This window comes from Deltaproteobacteria bacterium, assembly GCA_020848745.1.
Lineage (GTDB): Bacteria > Desulfobacterota > Binatia > UTPRO1 > UTPRO1 > UTPRO1.
The window spans coordinates 1-23,027 of sequence record JADLHM010000130.1; the positions used below are offsets into that span (position 1 = coordinate 1).

Genomic DNA, 23,027 nt, shown 5'->3' on the forward strand with positions numbered 1-23,027 from the left:
ATCGAACCCTCGACCTACCGATTACGAATCGGTTGCTCTGCCAGCTGAGCTAGGGTGGCGTGGTGGGTGGAACGGCGGGTGAGGGCGAGACCATAGAGGCTCGCACGCGGATGGTCAATCGTCCGCGCCCGGACTACACACGAGACCCATGCGTGCCGTCGTTCTGAAGGAGCCGGGGGTCCTGAAGCTCGAGTCCGTTCCCGACGCCGCGCCGGAGCCGGGCGAGATCCTGTTGCGCGTTCGCGACTGCGGGATCTGCGGGTCGGATCTGCACGCGGCGAAGTACGGGATCGGGATGCCCGCCGACACGATCATGGGGCACGAGTTTCCGTGACGACCGACGCCGGAGGTGATGCGCGGCGTCGCGCCGAGGGGATCAGCCTGGCTTGGTGACGTTCGCGGCCTGAAGGCCTTTCGGTCCCTGCGCGACCTCGAAGGTGACGCTCTCGCCCTCTTGGAGGGAGCGGAAGCCGGAGCCGTTGATCGCGGAATAGTGCACGAACACGTCCTGACCGTCGTCGCCGGTGATGAAGCCGTATCCCTTCTGCGCGTTGAACCACTTCACTTTCCCAGTGGGCACGAGATCCTCCTGACTAGAGCCTCGCCCGTGCGACCGAGCTCGCGCGGGCGCCGAAACGGGGTCGCGATTAACACGATTGGGAATCGGCGGGCAAGAAATTTCGCACTGAAACGGCGCAGGTTTTGTGACGCAGGGCGGCGGTTGTCTCCCCGCACCGCCTCACTTATAAGCGCCCCGATGTCGTCGGACCGCCTCGTGACGCTGTTCAGCTACTACCGCGATGCCGAGCTGCGCGGAGCGACGCTGCTCCTGAAGCTCCTGCAGCGGATGAACGACGACGGCGGCGCGCAGGTGAAGCTCACCAAGCACCTCGAGGACGAGGTGCGGCATGCCTGGCTCTGGACGAAGCGCATCAGCGACCTCGGCGGCGTTCCGGAGAAGGTCGACGACGGCTACCAGCGGCGCATCGGGCTCGAGGTGGGGATCCCGCGGACGCTGGAGCAGCTGCTCGCGCTCACGATCGTCGTCGAGGAGCGCGCGCTCTCGCGCTACCTCGCGCACGCGGCCGCGCCGGGGGTCGATCCGGAGACGCTCGCGGTGCTCCACGAGGTGACGAAGGACGAGAGGTGGCACCTCTCGTGGATCGAGCACAAGCTCCGCGAGATCGCGGGGCCGGCAGCCGCGTCGCGCGTCGACGACCTCCTCGCGCGCTATCGCGAGGTCGATCGCCGGGTGTTCGCCGACCTCGAGCGCAAGGAGCGCACGACCTTCGGCTTCTCGGTCGCCGACACCCCGGCGTCCTAGCGTCCGTGTCTCGATCGCGCCGGCGCGGACGGCGGCTCCGCCATCGCCTCGAGTACGTCGGGCTGCGTCTCGTGACGGGAACGCTCGGGGCGCTGCCGCTCGCGGCCGCGATGCGGCTCGCGGCGGGGGTTGCGGCGTCGGTGATCCGGATCGCGCGGCCGCTCCGGCGGATCGGCCTCCGCAACCTCGCAATCGCCTTTCCCGAGAAGAGCGAGGCCGAGCGCGCGGCGATCCTCGTGGCGAGCTACCGCAACCTCGGTCGCATGGTCGCCGAGTGCGCGCACCTGCCGGATCTGAACGCACGGAACCTCGCCAAGACCCTTCGCTTCGACGTCGGCGGCATCTGGGACCACGAGATCGTTCCCCATCTGCAATCGGGCGGCGTCATGATTCTCACCGGACATTTCGGCAACTGGGAGCTCTTCGCGTACGCCTATGGATTGCTTGGGCACCCGGTGTCGCTCGTGCACCAGACGATCAAGAACCCGCTCGTCGACGGGTTCATCGAGCGTCTGCGGAGCGGTGGGGGCACACGGCTCTTCCGCAAGCAGGAGGCGGCCCGCGCGGTGCTCCGCGCGCTCCGGGAGCGCGCGATCGTTGTCCTCCCGCTCGACCAGAACCAGTCGCGTCGTGCCGGCATCTTCGTCGACTTCTTCGGTCTCCCCGCGAGTACGAGCGACGGGCTGGCACGGATCGCGCTCCGCAACGGAGCACCGATCTATCCCGCGTTCCTGGTGCGTGACGGGACGAGCGCGTGTCATCACGTCGTTTTCTTGCCTCGCGTGGAGTTTCCAGTTATGGCGGACCGCGATTCGGCGGCGCGCGAGCTCACGCAGCGCTGCACGGCCGTACTCGAATCGATGATCCGCAACCACCCCGATCACTGGCTCTGGACGCACAAGCGTTGGCGCACGCGTCCGCTCGGCGAGCCGGAGATCTACGAGGCTTGAGGAGGCGAGCGATGGCGACGACGAAGCGCAAGAAGGGAGGGCGCGCCGCCGCGACGCGCGCCAAGGCGGCCGCGCGCGGCCGCGCCGTGAAGAAGGCGGCTCCGAAGAAGCCCGCTCTGCGCACGTCGTCGGTGAAAGTCGGGAAGGCGAGGACCGCCAAGCCGAAGGTCGCCACGAAGCCGAAGGTCGCCGCGAAGCCGAGAGCAGTCGCCGCCCCGAAGGCGAGCGCGAAGCCCAGGCGCGCGGCCGCGAAGCCGGCCCCGAAGGCGGGCGCGGCGAAGGCCCCCGCCGTCGAGAGCGCCGAGATCGCCGCGCTCAAGAGCAAGTTCCAGCGTGAGCGGAACGGCCTCGAGCGGCGGCTCACCGAAGCGGTCCGCGAGATCGGCATGCTCCGTCACCACGAGCTCCGCGCCATGCAACTCGAGCGTCAGCTCGCGGAGCGCGACGCGACGATCCTCCGGCTCCAGCAGCAGCTCGCGGTCGGCGAGCGCCGCGCCGCCGAGCCGCTCGTCCACGTGCACGAGGTGCAGCAGTCTCTCGCGCTCGTGATCCCGGCGAGCGAAGAGCTCGACGCAGCGGACGCGGGTGACGACCTTCTGGCGGGCGCGCTCGACGAGTTCGAGGAGCGGCAGCTCGTCGACGACGCGGACCTCGCCTCGGACGATGACCTCGCCGCCGACGACGGCGACGTCGTCTCCGACGACTAGCCGAACGACGGCGAAGGACAGGTCGTCGGGGGGGTGCGGCGTCGAGTCGCGCCAAGACGACGCGCCCCGAGCGGTTCGTCTTGAAACGGTATGCCCTGCGGTTTAGCTTGGCGGGCACTCACGTCATGGCGTGAGGAGACGTTGCCGTCGCCGTCCCGCATGCGGCGCTACGCCGGCGTCGGTACCGAGGATCATCCCAGGGGAGGCCCGACCGATGGCGAAAACGCGCGTGCTTCTCGCCGATGACCACACCGTCGTCCGTCAGGGGCTGCGCAAGATCCTGGAGTCCGATCCGGAGATCGAAATCATCGGCGAGGTGGGCGATGGTCGCGGCGCCGTCGAGGCCGCGAAGCGGCTCAGGCCGACGGTCGTCGTCATCGACATCGGGCTCCCGGGTCCGAACGGCATCGAAGCGACGAGCCAGATCACGAAGGGTACCGAGGGGGTGAGCGTGCTCATCCTCTCGATGCACTCCGACGACGTGTACGTGCGTCAGGGCTTGAAGGCCGGTGCGAAAGGGTACCTCCTCAAGGACTCCGAGGATCTCGACCTCATCAAGGCCGTCAAGTCGCTCGCCCGCGGCGGTTCGTATTTCAGCCCCTCGGTCTCGAAGGTGTTGCTCGCGGGCTACCTGAACGAGCCGAACACGACGGCGGACGAGGACGCGCTCTCACGCCTCACGGGTCGCGAGCGCGAGGTGCTCCAGCTCATCTCCGAAGGCAAGACCAACAAGGAGATCGCGCGCATCCTCTCGCTCAGCATCAACACCGTCGAGAGTCATCGCAAGCACGTCATGGCCAAGCTCGACCTCCACAATACCGCGGAGATCGTTCGCTTCGCCGTCCGCAAGGGGATCGTCCAGTAACGCGGCCCGTCGGACGTGGTACGACAGGGCGCGCGCTTGTCGTTCGGCCGCCTGGACTCATCGGCCGCCGACGACCGCGCGAGTTCTCCCCCCGTGCGGCTCACTCGGGCGCGCCCTCTCGTCTCCCACCACCACCCCACCGCACCGCGCCGAGCACGCGGTGACTTCGTTGCGCGCGGTCAGCTTGCGTGCCGATTGCTCCAGCGCCAGCGCTCCCAGAAGGTTTCGCTACCCGCCGCCGCGTTCGCGGCGCCGACGCGCATGAAAGTGCGTACTTCCCAGGTGCCGTTGATCTTGCGCCCCGTGGCGAGCAACCGCTTCGCCGGCTTCCGCGTTCCCTCACCCGTCTTGTGCTGGCTCATCCGCCCCTCCTTGGGCTGCGCGTAGTCGTTGCCCGGGGGAATGAGCAGGATGCGGGCCACTCGCGGAAACCGCGATTTCTCATGCGAATTGCCGCAGCGGGACCCGTCGATCGTCCAATAATGTGCGGTTCGTGGCGATTTCTGTACGGCAGGTCGGGGAGCGGCCGCGCGCGGGCCCGGGAAGGACGGCTACCGCAGCAGGGTCAGCAGGCCGAGGAAGAAGAAGAAGCCGCAGCAGTCGGTGAAGGTCGTGAGTACGACGGCCGACGCGACCGCCGGGTCGATGCCGCACCACTTGAGCCCGAGCGGGATGGCCACGCCGACGAGTGCCGCGATGCAGAGGTTCCCGAGGATCGCGAGCGATACGACGAGGCCGATCAGCGGGACGCCTTTCCACAGGTAGGCGAAGATCGCCGCGATGATGCCGAGCGCGAGGCCGTTCAGCGCGCCCGTTATGAGCTCCTTCACGAGCACCCGCCGGGCGTTCATGAACGTGAGCTCGCCGAGCGCGAGCCCGCGTACCACCAGCGCGAGCGTCTGCACGCCCGCGTTGCCGCCGCTTCCGGCCACCATCGTCATGAAAGCGGCGGCGATCGCGAGGCTCTGGATCGTCCCCTCGAAGAACGCGACGACGCTCGCCGAGAGGAAGCAGGTGCCGAGGTTCACGATCAGCCAGGGGAGGCGGCGGCGGACCGAGTCGCGCACGGACTCGTGCACCGAGGCTTCGTTGCCGAGACCGGCGAGCCGGTAGATGTCCTCGGACGCTTCTTCCTCGATGACGTCGACGACGTCGTCGACGGTGATGCGCCCGGCGAGCCGGCCGGAGGCGTCGATGACGGGCAGTGACAGCAGATCGTACTTGCTGAAGAGCCCCGCGACCTCCTCTTGGTCCATCCCGGTGTGCGCGACGACCGGGTCCGCCTGCATGATGTTGCGGAGCGGAGTGCGCGGGTTCGCGAGGATCAGGAGGCGGAGCGGCAGCACGCCGATCAGCTTCTGCTGCGGGTCGACGACGAAGATGTTGTGGATGTCGGGAACGTCGGCGGCGCGGCGGCGCACGGCGTCGATCGCGTCGTCGACCGTCGCCTCGGCGGGCAGCGCGACGAACTCGCGCTGCATGATGCCGCCGGCCGACTCCTCGTCGTAGCGCAGGAGATCGCGGACGTCGGCGGACAGCCGGGGCGGGATCGCCCGCAGGAGACGCTCGACCTGGGCGCGAGGCAGCTCGGCGAGGAGGTCGGCGGCATCGTCGGACTCGAGGGCGGTGAGGAAGGCGCGCAGCCGGTGCTCCGGGAGCGTATCGAGGAGCGTCTCGCGGGACTGATCGCCGAGGAGGCTCAGCACGGCGGCCGCCTGCGCGGTGTCGAGGTGCGCGAAAAGACGCGCCCGGAGGTCGTCCTCCTCGAGCGCATCGAGCAGCTCCGCCGCGTCAGCGGGGTGCAGGCGCCGGAGCGCCTCCTGCACCTGGTCCTCGCGCCCCATCTCCGCGAGCATGACGAGGTGGTCGGTCGATTCGAGGTTCGTCATGAGTCGGCGGCTCGCGGCGGATCAATCCCCACCGCGTAGCACAGGACTCCGCAAGATACAGTGGCCGGCGGTCGCGAGCGCCGGGCGCCGCCGCCGGGCGTCCGCTTTCGGCTCAGTGCGAGGCGAAGAACGTTTCGAGCGCGGCGTTCACCGCGGCGGCGTTCTCGAGGGCCGGGCTGTGGCCGACGCCCGGGATCACCAGCAGCTCGGCCCCGATGCCGTCCGCGAGCTGGCGCGGGTGGTGCGCCGGGAAGATCTTGTCCTCGTCGCCGGCGAGCACCAGCGTCGGCGGTTGGATCCTGCCGAGCCGGTCGAGCGTGTCGTGCGCGAGGTCGGCGTCGACCTGGCGACAGAAGCCCTCCGCGTTCTGCGGGTGCGGCGCGCTCAGGAAGAGCCGGACCATCGGCTCGAGGCCGATCGCGTTGAGGAAGGTGTGGCCGACGCCGGTGAGGAGCATGGCTTCGAGGAAGGCGGCCGTGTCGAGCGTCGCGCGCAGGCGCTTCCATGTCCGGAAGAGGGCGCGCGTGTATTCGTCGTTGCGGGCCCAGCTGCCGATCAGCGTGAGCGTGCGGACGCGGTCGGGTGCGGCGAGGGCGAGCTCTTGGCCGATCGCGCCGCCGAGCGAGTGGCCGACGACGTGTGCGGCGGGGAGGTCGAGCGCCGCGAGCAGGCCGTCGACGTCCGCGGCCATGTCGCGCGGCGTGTACGCGGCGCTCGCCTGCGTGCTCTCGCCGGCGTCGCGGTTGTCGATCGTGATGCAGCGGTAGCGGTCGGAGAAGACGGCGACCTGCGGCCCCCACGCGGTGCGGTCGAGGCTGGTGCCGCTGATGAAGACGACCACCTCGCCGTCGCCCACCTCGTCGTAGGCGAGCTCGACGGCTCCGGTCCGGATGCGGGGCATGGCGCCGCTACGACGACGCGGGCGCGTCGGCCGGCGCTGCGGCCGGCAGCGGCCGCGCCCGGACCGCGTCGGCGACGGCCGGCACCGCCTTCATGATCATGTCGAGCCGGGCGGCCGCCGGGCCGACGACGCCCACCAGCACCCGCTCGTACTCGTCGAGCGCGGCCGCGAGGTCGACCTGCTTGTCGGGCTGGATGCCGTGCTCGTCGGGAGTGAGGGTCGCGTTGATGCGGTCGGCGATGCCCTCGAGCGTCTTGTCGTGTTCCTCGCCGATCGCGCGCCCGATGGCTTCGGCCCAGACGGTGTGGAAGGCGATCGTCGCGGGCACGTTGCGGCGCAGGCCCCCGCTCAGGTTGTAGAGACGATCCGCCAGGAGCGCCGGCGTCGGTGGGCGGCGGCGCGACACGAAGGCGTTCAGCTGCACCAGCCGGTCGTAGAGTTTGCCGTACCCCATGCGCTCGGCGACGATGCCGACGGCCTCGCGTATCTCTTGTCCGGTGGGATGCGCCATGCGGGAATCGAATGCGGGCGCTGTCTTTCCCGTTTCGATGCGCGTAGTCAAGCGCGCGACGGCGCTCCGCTTTCCACGCGCGGCGCCGTGCCGGCACCCGCCTCGCGGAGCGCTCGTCTCGCCGCGCGGGCGAGCGCGACGCTCACGGCCATCGTCGTGCCGAGGCCGAGCAGCGTCGCGGTCCAGTACACGGCGTTGCGCGGAGCCTCGGCGCCGCTCGCGAGCGCAGCGACGTCGCCGATGAGCTTGCCGTAGTAGACGTAGAGGAGGGCTCCCGGGAGCATGCCGACCGACGCCGCGAGATAGTCGGCGAAGCGGACCGTCGACAGGCCGAGCGCGTAGTTCAGCGCGTTGAACGGGATCGCGGGCGAGAGCCGCAGCAGGAACACGATGCGGCGGCCCTCGCGCCTGACGGCGCGATCGAGCGTCGCGAAGAGAAGCGAGCGCGCGAGGCGCGCCTCGACGAGCGGCCGCGCGACCGATCGCGCGAGCCAGAACGCGAGGGCGCCGCCCAGCACCTCGCCGAGGAAGGCGTAGACGGTGCCGGGGCCGAGCCCGAAGACCACGCCCGCCGCCATGGTCGGCAGGGCGCCGGGCACGAAAGCGACGGTGAGCACGACGTAGCCGGCGACGTAGAAGAGCGGGGCCCACGCGCCCTGCTCGGCGACCCACGCCGCGAAGCGCGGGGTCTCGCCGCCGGCCCGCCACACGAGCACGCCGCCCGCGACGAGCAGCGCGAGTCCCGCGGCGGCCCGCAGAACGCGCGATCCGCCGCGGCGGTGGTCGGCGTCCGGCGCCGCGTCGCGCCTGGGGATGCGCGCCGCGCGCTTCTTCACCGGAGGACCGCCACCGGACCGCGCTAGCGCACCGGGCGATCCTTTGCCACCGCGCCGGCCGGCGGCGGCGCGGCATCGAAGCGCGCACTCCGACCGTGACGCCGCGTGCAGCCTATTTCCGGCGGTGCGCCCTGGCGAACGCGGCGGGCAGCGGGCTTTCGTAGCGAACGGTCCTCCGGGTGTCCGGGTGGACGAAGGCGAGGGCCGTCGCGTGGAGGCAGAGGCGGCCGATCGGGTCGGTCTTCGCATGGTACGTCCTGTCGCCGACGACGGGGTGGCCGAGGGCGGCGAGCTGGACGCGGATCTGGTGGCGGCGGCCGGTGCCGAGCGTCAGGTCGAGCAGCGTCGTGGTCTGGCCGCGGTCGCGGACGCGGTAGCGCGTGACGGCGACGCGCGCGCCTTCCTCCGGACCGCGCGCGCGCCGGACGCGGAGGGCGTTGCTCTGCACGATGCGGTCCTCGAGCGTGCCGGCATCCTGGACGACGCGGCCCTCGACGACGGCGACGTACTCGCGCGTGACCGTGCGCGCGGCGAACTGCCGCTGGAGCTCGCGCTTCGCGGCGACCGACTTCGCGAACACGATGAGACCCGAGGTCTGCCGGTCGAGGCGATGCACGATGAGCGGGCGGACCGGCGGGCGCTTCGACGCGAGGTAGCCGTACACCATCCGAAACGCGGTCCGCTCCTGCTCGGTCTCGGTCGCGATGGTGAGGAGATCGGCGGGCTTCTCGACGACGAGGACGTGCGCGTCCTCGTGGACCAGCCGGAGCGGGCGGGGGAGGATGACGCGCGCGACGGTCTCGGCCCCGAGCCGGACCCGGTCGGCGGCGGCGACCTCCCTGCGGCCGTCGCGGACGACGGTGCCGTTCACGGAGACCCGCCCGCGTGCGATCCAATCCTTGCGGCTCACGCCCGAGGCGTCCGGAAAGAGCGTCCGCAGGCGGTCGGCGAGGGTGGGCATCCGGGCCGTGTACCACGTCCCGCGACGCCCCGCGCGTGTCGTCGGGTCGCGGCGTGCTGTGTTGCATCCGATTCGCCGGCGGCTCGCCGGCGCGCCGCTCGGCTTTTCGACCGCGACGATGGTACGGGATTCCGACGGACACGCGCTCCGCGTGATCATCCGGGAGGAGGCCGACGCGAGTGGACACGACCGCCATGGACGAGGCGACCCGCCTCGACGAAGACGCGCAGCGGATCCGCAACTGGAAGCGCTGGGGGCCGTATCTCTCGGAGCGCCAGTGGGGCACGGTGCGCGAGGACTACTCCGAGCACGGCACCGCCTGGGACTATTTCCCGCACGACCACGCGCGCAGCCGCGCCTATCGCTGGGGGGAGGACGGGCTCCTCGGCATCTGCGACCGTGAGTGCCGCCTCTGCTTCGCGCTCGCGCTCTGGAACGGCCGCGACCCGATCCTGAAGGAGCGTCTCTTCGGGCTCGCCGGCCCCGAGGGAAACCACGGCGAGGACGTGAAGGAGCAGTACTTCTACCTGGATTCGACGCCGACCCACTCGTACATGAAGGCGCTCTACAAATACCCGCAGGCGGCCTTCCCGTACGCCGCGCTGGTCGCGGAGAACCGACGGAGAGGCCTCGCCGAACCGGAGTACGAGCTCGCCGACACCGGCGTCTTCGACGCGCAGCGCTACTTCGACGTCCTCGTCGAGTACGCGAAAGCCGGACCGAACGACCTCTGCATCCGCATCACCGTCACGAACCACGGTCCCGACGCCGCGCGCCTCGACCTCCTGCCGACGCTCTGGTTCCGCAATACGTGGTCGTGGGGCCGGACGGGCGAGGGCTACTGGCCGAAGGGGAAGATCCGAAAGGTGAAGGACGGCACCGTCGAGGCCGATCATCCGTCGCTCGAGCGCATGCGCTTCTGGCTGGAGCCCCACGACGGCCGCGCGCCGGAGCTGCTCTTCACCGAGAACGAAACTGATCAGGAGCGCCTGTTCGGGGGGAGGAACGCGACGCCCTACGTGAAGGACGCGTTCCACGCCTTCGTCGTCGGTGGCCGGCGTGACGCGGTGAACCCGGCGGGCGTGGGCACCAAGGTCGCGGCGCACCATCGGCTGGACGTACCGGCGCGAACGAGCGTCACGCTGCGAGCGCGTCTGGCGTCGACCGACGAGGCGCCGCGCACGCCGTTCGGCGCCGCCTTCGAGGAGATCTTCGCGGAGCGCATCCGTGAGGCCGACGCTTTCTACGAGGGCCGCGCGCCCGCGCGCCTCGGCGACGAGGAGCGCCGCGTGATCCGCCAGGGCTACGCGGGCCTCCTCTGGACCAAGCAGTACTACCACTACGTCGTGCGTGACTGGCTCGAGGGCGACCCGTCGCAGCCCCCGCCGCCTCCGGCGCGCCGCACCGGCCGCAACCACGACTGGGTCCACCTGTACAACCGGGACGTCATCTCGATGCCCGACAAGTGGGAGTACCCCTGGTACGCGGCGTGGGACCTCGCGTTCCACATGATTCCCTTCGCGAGCGTCGACCCGCACTTCGCCAAGGAGCAGCTCGTGCTGATGTCGCGCGAGTGGTACACGCACCCGAACGGTCAGATGCCCGCCTACGAATGGGCGTTCGCGGACGTGAACCCGCCCGTTTCGGCGTGGGCGGCGTGGCGCGTCTACAAGATCACCGGCGGCCGCGGCGCGCGTGATCGACTGTTCCTCTCGCGCGTCTTCCAGAAGCACCTCATCAACTTCACGTGGTGGGTGAACCGGAAGGACGTCGAGGGAAAGAACATCTTCGGCGGCGGCTTCCTCGGCCTCGACAACATCGGCGTCTTCGACCGCTCGCGGCCGCTGCCGACCGGCGGGAACCTCGAGCAGGCCGACGGCACGGCGTGGATGGCCTTCTACTGCACGACGATGCTCTCGATGGCGATCGAGCTCGCGCGCGACAACCCCGCCTGCGAGGACCTGGCGTCGAAATTCTTCGAGCACTTCATCGCGATCGTCGACGCGATGAACAGCCTCGGCGGAAGCGGCCTCTGGGACGACCGGGACGGCTTCTACTACGACCAGCTCCACTTGGCGGGCGGCAACGTCCCGCTTCGCATCCGGTCCATGGTGGGCATCATCCCGCTCTTCGCGGCGGAGAATCTGGAGGCCGAGGTCGTGGAGAGCCTGCCCGGCTTCGCGAAGCGCATGCGCTGGTTCATCGAGAACCGGCGGGACCTCGCGAAGTACATCTCCTACTTCGAGGCGCCCGGCGACGATCGCCACGGGCACCGCCTGCTGGCGATCCCGTCGCGCGAGCGTCTCGAGCGGGTGCTCAAGTACGTGCTCGACGAGCAGGAGTTCCTCTCGCCCTACGGCGTTCGCTCGCTCTCGCGCTACCACCGCGAGCACCCGTTCGTGCTGCACGCGGGCGGCGAGGAGCATCGTGTTTCGTACACGCCGGGCGAGTCGAACACCGGCCTCTTCGGCGGCAACTCGAACTGGCGCGGTCCGGTCTGGATGCCGCTCAACTACCTGCTGGTCGAGGCGCTCGAACGCTACCACCACTTCTACGGCGATACGTTGAAGGTCGAGTGTCCGACCGGCTCCGGCCGCTTCCTGAACCTCTCCGAGGTCGCGCGCGAGCTGGCGCGGCGCCTGACCGCGATCTTCCTGCCGGACGCGGCGGGCCGGCGGCCCTGTCATGGCGACGACCCGCGTTTCCGGGACGACCCGGCATGGCGCGAGCTCGTGCTCTTCCACGAATACTTCCACGGCGACGACGGGCGCGGCGTCGGCGCCAGCCACCAGACCGGGTGGACCGCTCTGGCGGTGCGCGGCATCGAATACCTGGCGCGACGAGAGGCGCAGGACGCCGAGGAGAAGGCCGCCGCGGCGTCCCACGGGCGCGTCGCGCAGGGCGGATGACATCCCCATGCGAGCGGTCGCGATCTTCTCCGGACGGCGCGCGGTCGAGCCGATCCAAGCCCCGGATCTCGATCCGCCCGCCGAGGCCATCACGAATGTCATCGCGGTATCCTGACGACGCCGAGTGGCTCGAGCCCGACGGGTGCGGCGGCTTCGCGAGCGGCACCGTCTGCGGCGTGCGGACCCGCCGCTACCATGCGCTCCTGCTCACGGCGACGACCCCGCCGACCGGGCGCATGGTGCTGGTGAACGGCTTCGACGCGTGGGTGTCCGTCGGCGCGCGGCGCGAGGCGCTCTCCGCGCAGCGATACACGCCGGACGTCGTACACCCCGACGGCGCGCGCCGCCTCGTCGCCTTCGCGCCCGACCCGTGGCCGTGCTGGACGTATCGCCTCGACGACGGCACGGTCGTCGAGCAGGAGCTCGTCGTCCGGCACGGTACGCCGCTCGTGCTCGTGGCGTGGCGGCTGGTCGCGCGCGGGCCGGTTCTCGAGCCGGGACATGCGTCGTCCGCGACCGCGCGATCCGGGTCCGTCACGCTGAGCGTCCGGCCGTTCCTCTCCGGGCGCGACTATCATGCGCTCCACCGCGAGAACCCGCGCTTCGACTTCACGGCCGAGGTCGCCGGTGAGCGCGTGCGCTGGCGGCCCTATGCCGGCGTTCCCGCGGTCGTCGCGACGTCGAACGGCCGCTACGTCGACGAACGCGACTGGTATCGGAGCTTCCTCTACGCCGAGGAGCGCGCGCGCGGCCTCGATTGCGTCGAGGACCTCGCGGCGCCGGGCGTCTTCCATTTCGACCTCGACCGCGAGGAGGCGGTGCTGCTGCTCGCCGCTGCGGGTGACGAAGCGAGGGAGGCGACATCCCCCGCGCTCGCGCGGGCGCGCGAGCTCCGCGCCGTCGAGCGCCGCCGCCGCGCCGCCTTCACGAGACGCCTGGAGCGGAGCGCTGACGCGTACCTCGTCGCGCGCGGCGCGGGCCGTACGATCGTCGCGGGCTACCCGTGGTTCACCGACTGGGGCCGCGATGCCTTCGTCGCGCTCCGCGGCCTCTGCCTCGCGACCGGCCGGCTCGACGACGCGCGCGGCATCCTGCTGGCGTGGGCCGACGCGGTGAGCCGGGGCATGCTGCCGAACCGCTTTCCCGATCGCGGCGACGCGCCCGAGTACAACGCCGTCGACGCCGCGCTCTGGTACGTGGTCGCGGCGCACGAGTACGTCGCGGCGCGCGCCGGGGCCGGTGAGCCCGTGCCGGCGGACGAGCGGGAGCGCCTGCGCGCGGCGATCGACGCGATCCTCGCCGGCTACGCCGACGGCACGCGCTTTGGGATCCGCGCCGACGCCGACGGCCTGCTCGCCGCGGGCGAGCCGGGCGTGCAGCTCACGTGGATGGACGCGAAGATCGGCGACCGGGTGGTTACGCCGCGGATCGGAAAGCCCGTCGAGGTGCAGGCGCTCTGGTTGAACGCGCTGCACGTCGGGAGCCGCCACTCCGAGCGCTGGCGGGAACCCTTCGCGCGCGGGCGCGCGAGCTTCCGCGCCCGTTTCTGGAACGAGGAGGCGGGCGGGCTCTTCGACGTCGTCGATTGCGATCATCGCCCGGGCGCCGTCGATCCGGCGTTCCGCCCGAACCAGATCTTCGCCGTCGGCGGCCTGCCCGTCGCGCTCCTCGAAGGCGAGCGCGCGCGGCGGCTCGTCGACGCGGTCGCGGCGCGGCTCTGGACCCCGCTCGGCCTCTGCTCGCTCGCGCCCGGCGAGCCCGGCTACGTCGGGCGCTATGCGGGTGGTGTCCGCGAGCGCGACGGCGCGTATCACCAGGGGACGGTGTGGCCGTGGCTGCTCGGGGCGTTCGTGGAAGCGTGGGTGCGAGTACGCGGCGCGACGCCCGAGGTGAAGCGTACCGCGCGCGAGCGCTTCCTCGCGCCCCTCCGGCGTCATCTCGACGAGGCCGGCCTCGGCCACGTGTCGGAGATCGCCGACGGCGATCCGCCGCACACGCCGCGCGGCTGCCCGTTCCAGGCGTGGTCGGTCGGCGAAGCGCTCCGACTCGACCGTGTCGTGCTGGCCTGAGCGGCGCGCTGCGACGCGACGGCACGGTCCTTGCCGAGTCGGACGCTCGCTGGTACGTCACCCAGCATGCGAATCGTGGCGGCGGTGGTGGCGGGGGCCGTGCTGCTCGCGTCGGGACATGCGGCGCATGGCGCCGAGGCGCGGCGGCAGCGCAGCGAGAAGTGCCTCGAGATCTGCAACTTCACCTTCGAGCAGTGTCAGAAGGACACGAGCCCGAAGGCGAACGAGCGCTGCAACATCGACATCGTCCGCTGCAAGAACGCATGCCCGTTCGTGACGATCGAGGAGCCCGCCGTCCCGACGGCGGTGAGCCACCAGCGCTGCATCGACCGGTGCCGGGACGCGTATCAGAAGTGTCTCCGGCGTCCCGAGAACAAGGGCGGCGGCAAGTGCGCCGCGGACGACGTGCGGTGCGAGCAGGCGTGTCCGAAGCCGCCGGAGCCCGCGGTCGCGGGTGCGCCGGGCGCACCGGCGGCCGGTGGCGCCGCGGCGGGCGCCGCCCCCGCGGCGGTCGCGCCGAAGAAGGTGAAGCGCGGTCCCCGGATCGAGGGGCCGGCTGCGCCGGCGCCCATCAGCCCGACGCCGGTCGCCGTCCCGAACGAGCGCCCGGCGCCCGCGGCCGAGCGTCCCGCCGGCAGCGTGCCGGCGTACGGCGAAGCGGTGCCGCCGGCCGCCGTCGCGCCCGCGGCCGCGGTCCCCGCGTCCGCGGCGCCCGCGGTCGCCGCGCCGGCCGCTCCCGCGGCCGCCGCGCCGGCGGCGGCGGCGCATCCGCAGCCCGCGGAGCGCGGCTTCTGGGGAACGCTCGGTTGCTTCTTCGTGCAGTGCGAGCAGCCGGGGACGACGCCGTGCCTGCAGCAGTGCGGAGATGCGTACGATCAGTGCCGGGTGCGGGAGTCGAAGCGTGGCGGCGAATGCAACACGCGGCTCATGAACTGCCGTAAGGATTGCAGCGCCGCGGCTCGCTGAAAGCCATCTGCTTCGCCCGGAGAGCCGGCGTTACGCAGCGCGCGGTCGTCCTCCCCGTGCGGTGGGGCGTCAGCGCGTGTTCAGGTCGCGCGTGCCCTGCGAGCCGCCGTTCACCAGGATCTCGACCTGGTAGTCGCCGGCGGGCCAGCGACCGTCCGGCGGCGGCGCTTCGAAGGTCGTCGTCGTCGGTCCCTTCGGCGAGAGCGTCTTGCTGACCTCGGCCTTGGCGTTCTCCGGGCCCGACCAGCGCGCGACCATCGTCACGTTGTCGGCCGAGCCGTCGGTCTGCACCGCGACGTAGAACGTGTCGGTCGTCCAGAACATGTTCGTACGCGCGTCGTCCCTGATGCGGCCGTCGGAGGCGAGCTCGCGGCCGGTCGTGATGTCGGCCACCGTGAGGTCGCCCGGGAGCGACGGCTTCGAGCAGGCGGCGAGGGCGGCCACGAGCGCGTAGCGCGCCACCCGTCGTATCGCGCGGAGGGTGCCGGTAGGGACCATATGCGGCGGGCAGATAGCGCGGTCCCCCGTCGATCGGCAAGCCGGGGACGCGGCGTGGGGAGAAGCGCGATCGTGCTACGGACGGCCGGGCGCGCGGTCCCGGAGACGGTGGCGCCGGCTGCCGCGGTCCGGCATCGGGTCGGGCGTTTCGGGGCGCGGGTGGGATCGGGTGGCAGGCCTGGCCACATGCGTGAACCTCGCGTGGATTCTCGGGGCTGTAAGGGGGCGTAGGAGCGCGTGGGTGGGAGACGCGACCGCAACGGCGACCGCACGCGGTGACCCGCCATGCGGCCGCGCGGCGTCGCGCTTCACTCCGCCGCGCGCGCCAGGTCGTCGACCCAACACTCGACGTCGCCGAAATGCTCGTAGCGCTCCAGGTGCGGCACGAGGCCGAGGCGCCCCGGGTCGACGTCCATGTGGGTCACGGCGGGATGGGTGAGGAGGGCGTAGTCGGAGACGGCCTCGACGCGATTCTTCAGCATGCGGTGGGCGAGGATCACGTCCGGACCCGCGATCTGGGCGTGCCCGCCGACGCGGTACTCGACGAACGGCCCGTAGTGTCCGATCGCCTTGAGGCGCAGCTTGTCGACGCCGCGGCAGGCTCGGCACTCGCAGCTGTCGTCGGCCGCGAGCTCGCGCTGCTTCACGCGAAACCCCGCGAACGCGTCGCGCAGGATCGTGAGCAGGCTCGCCGGCGGCAGCACCTTGCCGTCTGGGCCGAGCGCGAAGACAGCGTCGCCCTCGATCCCGTGCACCTCGAGCGGTGGCGCGATCCGCCGGATCACCTCCTCCAGCAGCTCGGCGATGATCGGCGGCCCGTGCTCGAGCTCGGTCGTCGTGAGGAACTCGGTGAAACCCGAGATGTCGGCGAGGATGAGAAAGCCGCTCTTGGTCGTCTGCACGGTGTCCTCCTTTCCCGCTCGATGCCGTTCAGCGTTCCACGCGGTGCCAGGAACCTTTGCACAGGTGGCTTCCGGCTACGAACCCAGCTGCGCATGTGACTCCTAGTGAAGGGGCGGGGTCCGGACTTGGCGAAAATTGCGGTCGGGCCGACTTCGTGCGACCTTGCGCCTTTTTCTATCTCCACCGATGGAGCCCCGATGGACAAGACCGCCGCCACCCTCGTCGCCTTTGCCGCCGGCCCGGAGAACATCGAGCGCCGGGCCGCCGCCATGATGATGCTCGCCGAGCTCGGGATCTCCGCGCCCCAGGCGCGCGCCGTCGCCGCCGCGGCCGTCGCGAGCCCGACCGTCCTCCAGGAGTACGCCCTCCGCTGGTTCGAGAGGCTCCGCCCCGAGGACGGGCTGTCGGCCCTGGTTCCGCTCTTCGACACGTCCGATCCGGGGATCCGCGAGCGCGCGCGTCGGCTGGTCGCCGATTTCGGCGGCGCGGCGGTGCCGGCGATCGCGGCTTTCGGCAAGACGGCGCCGCGCACCTGGCTGCCCGGCGCCGTCGAGGTGCTGGGCGGCATCGGGACCGGCCCCGCGGTGCGGGCGCTCTTCGAGCTCGCGGCGCGCGGCGATCACGAACTCGTGCGGGTCGCCGTCGAGTCGCTCCACAAGCGGACTCGCGACCTCGCGGAGAAGGCGCGCGGGCAGTTCCTCGAGCACGTGCTCGCGGCCGCGACCCGGCCGGCGGTGGCGGCGAGCCCGATCGCGACGACGGCGATCATCCGGACGCTCGCGAATCTCGGGCTCGCCGGGGCGCGCGTGTGGCTGCTCGCGCAGGCGACGCGCGGCGACAGCGCCGAACTCCGCGCGGAGGCGCTGCGGGCGCTTGCGGCGTGTCTCCGCCACGAGAAGCTCCAGGCCAAGGAGTTCGGGAAGATCGCGCCGATGCTCTCCGACGCCGACTTCCCGCGTGTCGTCCGTCCGGCGCTCGACCTCCTCGAGTCGCACCAGTTCGGCAAGGGCGATCAGGCGTTCCTGCTCGGGCTCCGCGAGAGCCCGCACGTGGCCGTGCGGTCGTTCGCGCTCGCGAAGCTCGGCGCGAGCGAGGCGCCGAAGGCGGTGAGCGCGCTCCTTTCGAGCCTCGACGACGCGGAAGCCGTGCGCCGCTCGGCGGCCCGCTCGCTCGGCGAGATTCCCGAGGCGCGCCAGGCGTTGATGAAGCGGTTCGTCGAGGCCGCCGACGCGAGCGCCGCCTTCACCATGGCCGAGACGCTGATTCGCTACGACGTGCCGTGGCGGCGGCCCACCCTGGAGCAGATCTGGAAGCGCTGGCAGAAGGCCTTCGAGGCCGAGGACCGCATCCAGGGCGCGTTCCTGCACTTCCTTCGCACGACCGCGCCGGAGTTCACGGCCGAGACGCTCCGGAAGCAGGCGGCGAGCTTGCTGCGCACGGGGCGGGCACGTGATGCCGCGCGCCTGCGGACGGTCGTTCGCGAGATCCCCGGGAGCGACGCCGAGGACGGCTACCAACTGGCGCTGGCGCTCCTCAAGACGCGCAAGCGCGGACTCGACCACCCGATCCGCCGGCCCGACGCCGCGCTCGACGTGCTGCTCGAGATCGAAGCGGCCGGCTTCGCCACCGGGCCGCGTCTGCGCAAGGAACGTGCGCTCGACGCCGACGAGCTCTACGCGACCGGTTTCGCCCTCGCGGAGACGAACGCCGCCGGGGTCGTGATCGCGCAGGACGTGCTCGCGCACCTCGCGAAGAAGTTCCCGCGCACCAAGATCGGCAAGGCGGCGAAGAACAAGCTCGAGCTGCTGTCGGCCTGAGGCGCGCGCGCCGGATGCGCTTCGCTGGCAGGCTCGCGCTCTCCATCGTCTCGGTCGCCGCGGGGCTCGGGCTCGTCGAGGCCGGCCTGCGCGCCTTCGTGCCGAGCATGGCGGCCGGCTCGGCGGCGCGCTTCGAGCTCGACCCCGACCTGGTCTATCGCCTGCGGCCCGCGAACGTCGTCGCCTGGTCGTCGCCGGAGTTCACGGAGGTGTCGCACACGAACGCGCTCGGGCTCCGCGGCGGCGAGGTCGGAGTGAAGGCGCCGGGCGAGGTGCGGGTGCTCGCGATCGGCGACTCGTTCACGTACGGCCACGGCGTCCAGGACGACGAGGCCTACCCGGCCGTCGTCGAGAAGCTGCTGCGTGGGCGTGGCCGGAAGGTGCGGGTACTGAACGCCGGCGTCCCCGGCTACAACACCGACCAGGCCTACACGTGGGCGCTCCGCGACGGCCTCGCACTCGAGCCGGATGTGGTGCTGGCGGGGGTGCACTGCTCCGACGTCTCCGACAACTACGAGTCGTCCCTCTACGACGTCGAAGGCGAGCGGCTCGTACGTCGACCGGCGAGCGCGACCCGCATGTACCGGCTCGGCTCGCTCGCCGGCCTCGTGCCGGCGGCGGTGCGGACGAGCCGCGTCTTCGATCTCCTGGTCGCCTCGATCGAGTGGCACGATGCGCCGAGCGCGCGGCCGGCGGTCGCCGATCTCGACGCGTGGTCGTACCGCAAGATGCGCCTCGAGCTCGCCGACCTGGCGCGCCGCGCCGCGGCCGAGCGCGCGGCGCTCGCGGTCGTGCTGATGCCCTGCAAGAAGGCGCTCGCCGCCGCGGCGCCGGATCCCTACGGACCGCTCGCACCGGCGCTCGCCGAGGCCGGGATCCCGATGCTGGCCGCCGCCGACGCGATGCTGCGCGCGGTGGGGGACCTCAGGCCGCTCTTCTTCCGCGACGATCCGCACCTGGCCCCGGCGGGGAACCGCGCGCTCGCGGCCGCCGTCGCGGACTTCGTCGAGGCGCGGGGGCTCCTCGACCCGCCGCCGGTCATGGCGGTACGCGCGCCGAACGGATAGCGGAGGGGGCATGACGCTCTCGATCGACGTCCGTCGCGTGGAGATCCCATGACGCTCTCGATCGACGTCTTCTGGTCCTTCCGCAGCCCGTACTCCTACCTCGCGACGCCGCGACTCGTGCGGCTCGCCGCCGAGTACGACCTCGATGTCCGGGTGCGGCCGGTGCTGCCGATCGCCGTCCGCATCCCGGGCTTCTTCGACACCGTGAACCCGCTCTGGCCGCCGTATCTGATGCGCGACACCCAGCGGCTCGCGGAGTACCTCGGGCTGGACTACGGCTGGCCGCGCCCCGACCCGATCGTGCAGGACTACGCGACGCGCCAGGTCGCCGCCGAGCAGCCCTACATCCACCGCCTCACGCGTCTCGGCGTCGAGGCGGCGCGCCGCGGGTGCGGCCTCGCCTTCGTCGACGAGGTCTCGCGGGTCATCTGGAACGGCAAGATCGAGAACTGGCACGAGGGCGCGCACCTCGCCGACGCGACGGCGCGCGCCGGGCTCGAGCTCGCGGCGCTCGATGCCGCGGTCGCGCGCGACACCGCCGCGCTCGATGCCGCGATCGCGCAGAACCAGGAGGACCATCGTGCCGCCGGGCATTGGGGCGTGCCGACCATGGTCTTCCGGGGCGAGCCGTTCTTCGGCCAGGACCGGATCGATCTCCTGGTGTGGCGCCTGCGGCAGCACGGGCTCGCGCCGCGCACGTAGCGCGGCGCCGGCGACGTCGTCGAGGCCCTGCCGTTCAGCTTCGCATGATCGCCGGCGCGCGGCTTCTCACCCGGCATTCCTCGATCGGCTATCGCAGTCCCCGTGACCATCAGCTAAGTTCCGGCGCCGGTGCGCGATCGGCCCAACGACGCTGTCCACGGAATCGAGGCGAATTGAATGAGTCTTCGAGGCATCTCCTCCGCCGTCTTCGCGGGTGCGCTCGCCCTGGCGACGCCGGTCTACGCGGTCGATACGGACGTCCTCCCCGGAAGCCCCGGCGCGGCCGCCCTCGGGCCCATTTCCCCGGCCGACTCCGGGTTCGAGCAATCGGGAGAGCCCGCCGAAGGGGAGGCCCAAGCACGAAGCGAGCTGGATTGGCTCACGATCCCGCCGGACCCCGCTCGCCACAATCTCTGGGTCCCGACCGTCGAGTGGGCGACGTGCCTGGCCTTGACGATTCCGTTGTTCATGATCGACCCTTCCTTTGTGAATACGGGGACGGTTTCGGCCGACCACTTCGTCGACGCATGGACCCGACCCCCGGTGTGGGACACCGACGGCGTCGTGTCGAACTACCTGCTCCACCCCATCATGGGCGCGGAGGCGTACCTGACGGTGCGGAACCGGGGCTACGGCCCGTTCGGGAGTTTTCTGTTCTCGACCGGCGTCTCCGTCGGGTGGGAGTATCTGTTCGAGGCGTGGGCCGAGCGGCCGAGCAAGCAGGACCTGCTCACAGCGTCGCCCATCGGTAGCGTCCTCGGCGAGGTCCGCTTCCAGACGCGGCGTCGGATCGCGCAGTGGCGTCCGTCGGTGGGACGCGATGCGCTGCTGATTCTCGTCGACCCGGTCGAGGCGCTCCATCGCTACATTGGCAAGACGTTCCTGAATCGCGCGAGCGACGCGACGGTCGAGACGGTGGGTTCCTCGCTGGACGTCGGACCCGATCAAGCGAGGGTGATGCTCACGATGCAGTTTTGAGTGCTTTCGGTCTCGCCGTCAGCTGAACCCCAACGCCAACAGCTTCTGGATCGCGATACCGAAGGTCGGTACGCCGTCACCGGCCACGCCGAGAAAGACGCCGAGATCCAGTGTCCGGAAGTGAAAGATGTCGGGGTAGAGGTTGAGCCGCACGATCGAGTCGTCGGTGCCGTTGAAGGTCATCGACGCGAGCAGCCGATCGTGGTCATCCCAGTAGACGCCGCCGGACGGCCGCACCTTGTCGAAAATGGAGTCCGCGAACGGATCCACCGTTGCCAGACCGACGCCCAGGGAGAGTGATTTCTCGGACGGCAGCAACACGCTGACGCCTCCGAAGTACTGGAGGCCGAAGTAGAGGAAGGGCCGGACCTTCTCACCAAAGACTCGCGGTCGCATGAGGTAGTTGTTGCTGGCATTCAGAATCTTGTGGTGGCGTACGTCGAAAACCGGCTGCCCCGGCCAATTCCGGAATTGCATGTCGTTGTGGACGACGTCCGTCACCGTGTCGCTGATGAACAGGAGGTTGCCGAGCAGGTTGAAGAAATACAGATCGGCGATGCTGTCGGTCGCGTCGACCTCCGGATTGGAGACCTCGATCGCTTCGTTGCCGAGATAGCCGGCGTACGATGCAAGGAAGGCCCAGAAGTAGGCGAACGGCACGTCGTGTTCGTCGAACCACTCGGCCAGGGCGCGGAAATCGTAGCCGTTGCCGAGCAGGTGAAGCGTCAGGTTGGGCAGGACGTGGGGAGACAGCAGCTCCTGGTTGACCAGATGGTCCCAGCCGCCGTCGTCCTCGATCGAGTCGATCGGATCGGCGATACGGTCGATGACGCGCTCGTGGTTGTGCCAGTAGTCGCGCTGACTGAAGGCGCGCGAGACCTGCGCCGTGTCGAAGGCGGTGTTGACGTAGTTGGTCAGCGGCAGCATCCGAAAGCGGCTCTCGCCCGGGCGGAGCACGATATGCCGCGCTGTTCCTGCGCTGGTGCTCGGCTGTTCCGAGGACCCATCAGCGAACGCCAAGGAGGGCGAGCAGACGACCACGCTGGCCGCAACGAGGATCGGGATGAGGGACCGGTAGTTCAACAGACAGTTCCCGGAGGACCGGACCGGAGCCCGGCGCAGGGTGCTCATACGTTGGGGAAGCCGCGGCCTGCAAGCGATATCGGGACCCTTGCCGATCTCTCGTGACCTACTCCACGGCCAGAGCGATACGCAGGGCGGTTCGTAGCTGGCGCAGCTTCGCCGTCGATAGTGACGCGACGAAATCCGTCAGCGCCGTCTTATCGAGCGTAAAGAGTTGGTCACTACCCTGATGCACGAGGGGGGTTTCAGGCCTTCGTCCAATCCTACCGGCACTTGGGTGGTCAGCCCTACGTAAGTGGTGTTGACGGGAGCGCAAACGACGCGTGCTGCTTTCGAGTCGATCAGGGCCTGGCGACTGACGACGACGAAGCAGCGCGATCGCTTCGGATCATTGCCGGGCGGGCGTCGAACCCGATAGATTTCACCGCGGTTCACTCAACGTCCCACGGGGTCTAGTAGGCAAGGGCTGTCCTGGGTCACGCGCGCCTGCCAGCGCTGGGCATCGTACTTCTTCGCTTGCAGGGACGGGTGACGGTAGTCGCGTAGAAGCAGCGCGAGTTGCTTGCCGAAGGCTTTGTGAATCTCGGGCGGGGCGGCGATGTAGGAGGCGATGAACCTCTCAGTGAACTCGACGCGCATGTACCCGCTTGTTGAGGGCGTTCATCGCGGCACGTGCTGTCTTGAAAGGACCGACCGTCCGCTCCGCCTTCACGTCCGCCTCCGCGGCCTCAAGCCGCTTGCCGAGGTCGACCTTTCGATGCACGAGGACCACCGGACGAATGAGGGCAGCGCCTTCGCGCGTCAGCGAGGTCTCGACGAGATCCCCGGCCTTGATGCCGAGGGCGTCCCGAACCTTCTTCGGAATCGTCACTTGGAACTTCGGCCCCACTTTTTGTGCGGTTGTCGCCATACAGTCTTACTGCGGACTTGCTTGACGGGGAGAGCTGACGAGGAGGCGTTTCCATCGAAGGGCGTATCCTCCGCTCCTCGCGAGAACGTCGTCGAGTTACCGGCGCGCGCAACTCACGAAGAAGACGACGAATCGGAAGTGGGCAGGGGCGGAATTGAACCGCCGACACGCAGATTTTCAG

General features: G+C 70.5%; 24 protein-coding genes. 12 read left to right on the forward strand and 12 right to left on the reverse strand.

Going from position 1 to position 23,027, the window contains the following annotated elements; translation table 11 throughout:
- The first annotated feature begins 148 nt into the window (after positions 1-148).
- On the forward strand, positions 149-334 hold the full coding sequence (locus IT293_18700) for an alcohol dehydrogenase catalytic domain-containing protein (protein MCC6766693.1): 186 nt from the start codon (positions 149-151) through the stop codon (positions 332-334).
- 42 nt (positions 335-376) lie between these two features.
- Here the strand turns inward: IT293_18700 and IT293_18705 are convergent, their stop codons facing one another.
- Entirely contained in the window at positions 377-580 is a 204-nt protein-coding gene (locus tag IT293_18705) for a cold shock domain-containing protein (GenBank protein ID MCC6766694.1), read from the reverse strand.
- 177 nt (positions 581-757) lie between these two features.
- Here IT293_18705 and IT293_18710 point away from each other — a divergent pair, with 177 nt between their 5' ends.
- The 4 genes from IT293_18710 (at position 758) to IT293_18725 (ending at position 3,846) form a co-directional block, all read left to right on the forward strand.
- The gene (locus tag IT293_18710) at positions 758-1,324 is read left to right on the forward strand and encodes a ferritin-like domain-containing protein (GenBank protein ID MCC6766695.1); all 567 of its coding nucleotides are present in this window, start codon (positions 758-760) and stop codon (positions 1,322-1,324) included.
- A gap of 5 nt (positions 1,325-1,329) precedes the next feature.
- A complete protein-coding gene (locus IT293_18715) occupies positions 1,330-2,274 on the forward strand; it encodes a lysophospholipid acyltransferase family protein (GenBank protein ID MCC6766696.1) in 945 nt (314 codons plus the stop codon).
- A gap of 11 nt (positions 2,275-2,285) precedes the next feature.
- Positions 2,286-2,981, forward strand: a complete 696-nt coding sequence (locus IT293_18720; GenBank protein MCC6766697.1) for a hypothetical protein — start codon at positions 2,286-2,288, stop codon at positions 2,979-2,981.
- 214 nt (positions 2,982-3,195) lie between these two features.
- The gene (locus IT293_18725) at positions 3,196-3,846 is read left to right on the forward strand and encodes a response regulator transcription factor (protein ID MCC6766698.1); all 651 of its coding nucleotides are present in this window, start codon (positions 3,196-3,198) and stop codon (positions 3,844-3,846) included.
- Positions 3,847-4,025: 179 nt separating this feature from the next.
- On the opposite strand, the gene IT293_18730 is transcribed toward IT293_18725, so the two are convergent.
- From IT293_18730 to IT293_18755, 6 genes are all read right to left on the reverse strand, one after another.
- Positions 4,026-4,268, reverse strand: coding sequence for a hypothetical protein (locus IT293_18730; protein MCC6766699.1), 243 nt, complete (start codon positions 4,266-4,268; stop codon positions 4,026-4,028).
- 129 nt (positions 4,269-4,397) lie between these two features.
- Entirely contained in the window at positions 4,398-5,735 is a 1,338-nt protein-coding gene (gene mgtE / locus IT293_18735; protein MCC6766700.1) for a magnesium transporter, read from the reverse strand.
- 112 nt (positions 5,736-5,847) lie between these two features.
- Positions 5,848-6,636, reverse strand: coding sequence for an alpha/beta hydrolase (locus tag IT293_18740; GenBank protein MCC6766701.1), 789 nt, complete (start codon positions 6,634-6,636; stop codon positions 5,848-5,850).
- Between the two features lie 7 nt (positions 6,637-6,643).
- The gene (locus tag IT293_18745; GenBank protein MCC6766702.1) at positions 6,644-7,147 is read right to left on the reverse strand and encodes a hypothetical protein; all 504 of its coding nucleotides are present in this window, start codon (positions 7,145-7,147) and stop codon (positions 6,644-6,646) included.
- 47 nt (positions 7,148-7,194) lie between these two features.
- Positions 7,195-7,983, reverse strand: coding sequence for a TVP38/TMEM64 family protein (locus IT293_18750; protein ID MCC6766703.1), 789 nt, complete (start codon positions 7,981-7,983; stop codon positions 7,195-7,197).
- Between the two features lie 112 nt (positions 7,984-8,095).
- A complete protein-coding gene (locus IT293_18755; GenBank protein ID MCC6766704.1) occupies positions 8,096-8,944 on the reverse strand; it encodes an RluA family pseudouridine synthase in 849 nt (282 codons plus the stop codon).
- Positions 8,945-9,138: 194 nt separating this feature from the next.
- Here IT293_18755 and IT293_18760 point away from each other — a divergent pair, with 194 nt between their 5' ends.
- From IT293_18760 to IT293_18770, 3 genes are all read left to right on the forward strand, one after another.
- Complete coding sequence (locus IT293_18760; protein ID MCC6766705.1) at positions 9,139-11,853, forward strand: glucosidase; 2,715 nt, start codon at positions 9,139-9,141, stop codon at positions 11,851-11,853.
- A 95-nt stretch (positions 11,854-11,948) separates the two neighbouring features.
- Positions 11,949-13,922, forward strand: a complete 1,974-nt coding sequence (locus IT293_18765; protein MCC6766706.1) for a glycogen debranching enzyme family protein — start codon at positions 11,949-11,951, stop codon at positions 13,920-13,922.
- A gap of 66 nt (positions 13,923-13,988) precedes the next feature.
- Positions 13,989-14,888 (forward strand): hypothetical protein, encoded by a 900-nt coding sequence (locus tag IT293_18770; GenBank protein MCC6766707.1) that lies wholly within the window; start codon positions 13,989-13,991, stop codon positions 14,886-14,888.
- A 69-nt stretch (positions 14,889-14,957) separates the two neighbouring features.
- Here IT293_18770 and IT293_18775 read toward each other — a convergent pair whose 3' ends face one another.
- Positions 14,958-15,350 carry a hypothetical protein gene (locus tag IT293_18775; protein ID MCC6766708.1) on the reverse strand — a complete coding sequence of 131 codons (393 nt, stop codon included), beginning with the start codon at positions 15,348-15,350 and terminating at the stop codon, positions 14,958-14,960.
- Between the two features lie 344 nt (positions 15,351-15,694).
- A complete protein-coding gene (locus tag IT293_18780) occupies positions 15,695-16,288 on the reverse strand; it encodes a DUF2652 domain-containing protein (protein MCC6766709.1) in 594 nt (197 codons plus the stop codon).
- Positions 16,289-16,486: 198 nt separating this feature from the next.
- On the opposite strand from IT293_18780, the gene IT293_18785 reads away from it, so the two are divergent.
- The 4 genes from IT293_18785 (at position 16,487) to IT293_18800 (ending at position 20,853) form a co-directional block, all read left to right on the forward strand.
- The gene (locus IT293_18785; GenBank protein ID MCC6766710.1) at positions 16,487-18,106 is read left to right on the forward strand and encodes a HEAT repeat domain-containing protein; all 1,620 of its coding nucleotides are present in this window, start codon (positions 16,487-16,489) and stop codon (positions 18,104-18,106) included.
- 14 nt (positions 18,107-18,120) lie between these two features.
- Positions 18,121-19,173 carry a hypothetical protein gene (locus IT293_18790; protein MCC6766711.1) on the forward strand — a complete coding sequence of 351 codons (1,053 nt, stop codon included), beginning with the start codon at positions 18,121-18,123 and terminating at the stop codon, positions 19,171-19,173.
- A gap of 48 nt (positions 19,174-19,221) precedes the next feature.
- Positions 19,222-19,875: a 2-hydroxychromene-2-carboxylate isomerase gene (locus IT293_18795; protein ID MCC6766712.1), complete on the forward strand. Its 654-nt coding sequence runs from the start codon at positions 19,222-19,224 to the stop codon at positions 19,873-19,875.
- Between the two features lie 177 nt (positions 19,876-20,052).
- Positions 20,053-20,853, forward strand: coding sequence for a DUF3943 domain-containing protein (locus IT293_18800; GenBank protein MCC6766713.1), 801 nt, complete (start codon positions 20,053-20,055; stop codon positions 20,851-20,853).
- Positions 20,854-20,871: 18 nt separating this feature from the next.
- On the opposite strand, the gene IT293_18805 is transcribed toward IT293_18800, so the two are convergent.
- The 3 genes from IT293_18805 to IT293_18815 all read right to left on the reverse strand — a co-directional run bounded on the left by IT293_18805 (position 20,872) and on the right by IT293_18815 (position 22,846).
- Entirely contained in the window at positions 20,872-21,984 is a 1,113-nt protein-coding gene (locus tag IT293_18805) for a hypothetical protein (GenBank protein MCC6766714.1), read from the reverse strand.
- A gap of 387 nt (positions 21,985-22,371) precedes the next feature.
- On the reverse strand, positions 22,372-22,575 hold the full coding sequence (locus IT293_18810; GenBank protein MCC6766715.1) for a hypothetical protein: 204 nt from the start codon (positions 22,573-22,575) through the stop codon (positions 22,372-22,374).
- On the reverse strand, positions 22,556-22,846 hold the full coding sequence (locus IT293_18815) for an AbrB/MazE/SpoVT family DNA-binding domain-containing protein (GenBank protein ID MCC6766716.1): 291 nt from the start codon (positions 22,844-22,846) through the stop codon (positions 22,556-22,558). The genes IT293_18810 and IT293_18815 overlap by 20 nt, the downstream gene beginning before the upstream one ends.
- Positions 22,847-23,027 lie beyond the last annotated feature (181 nt).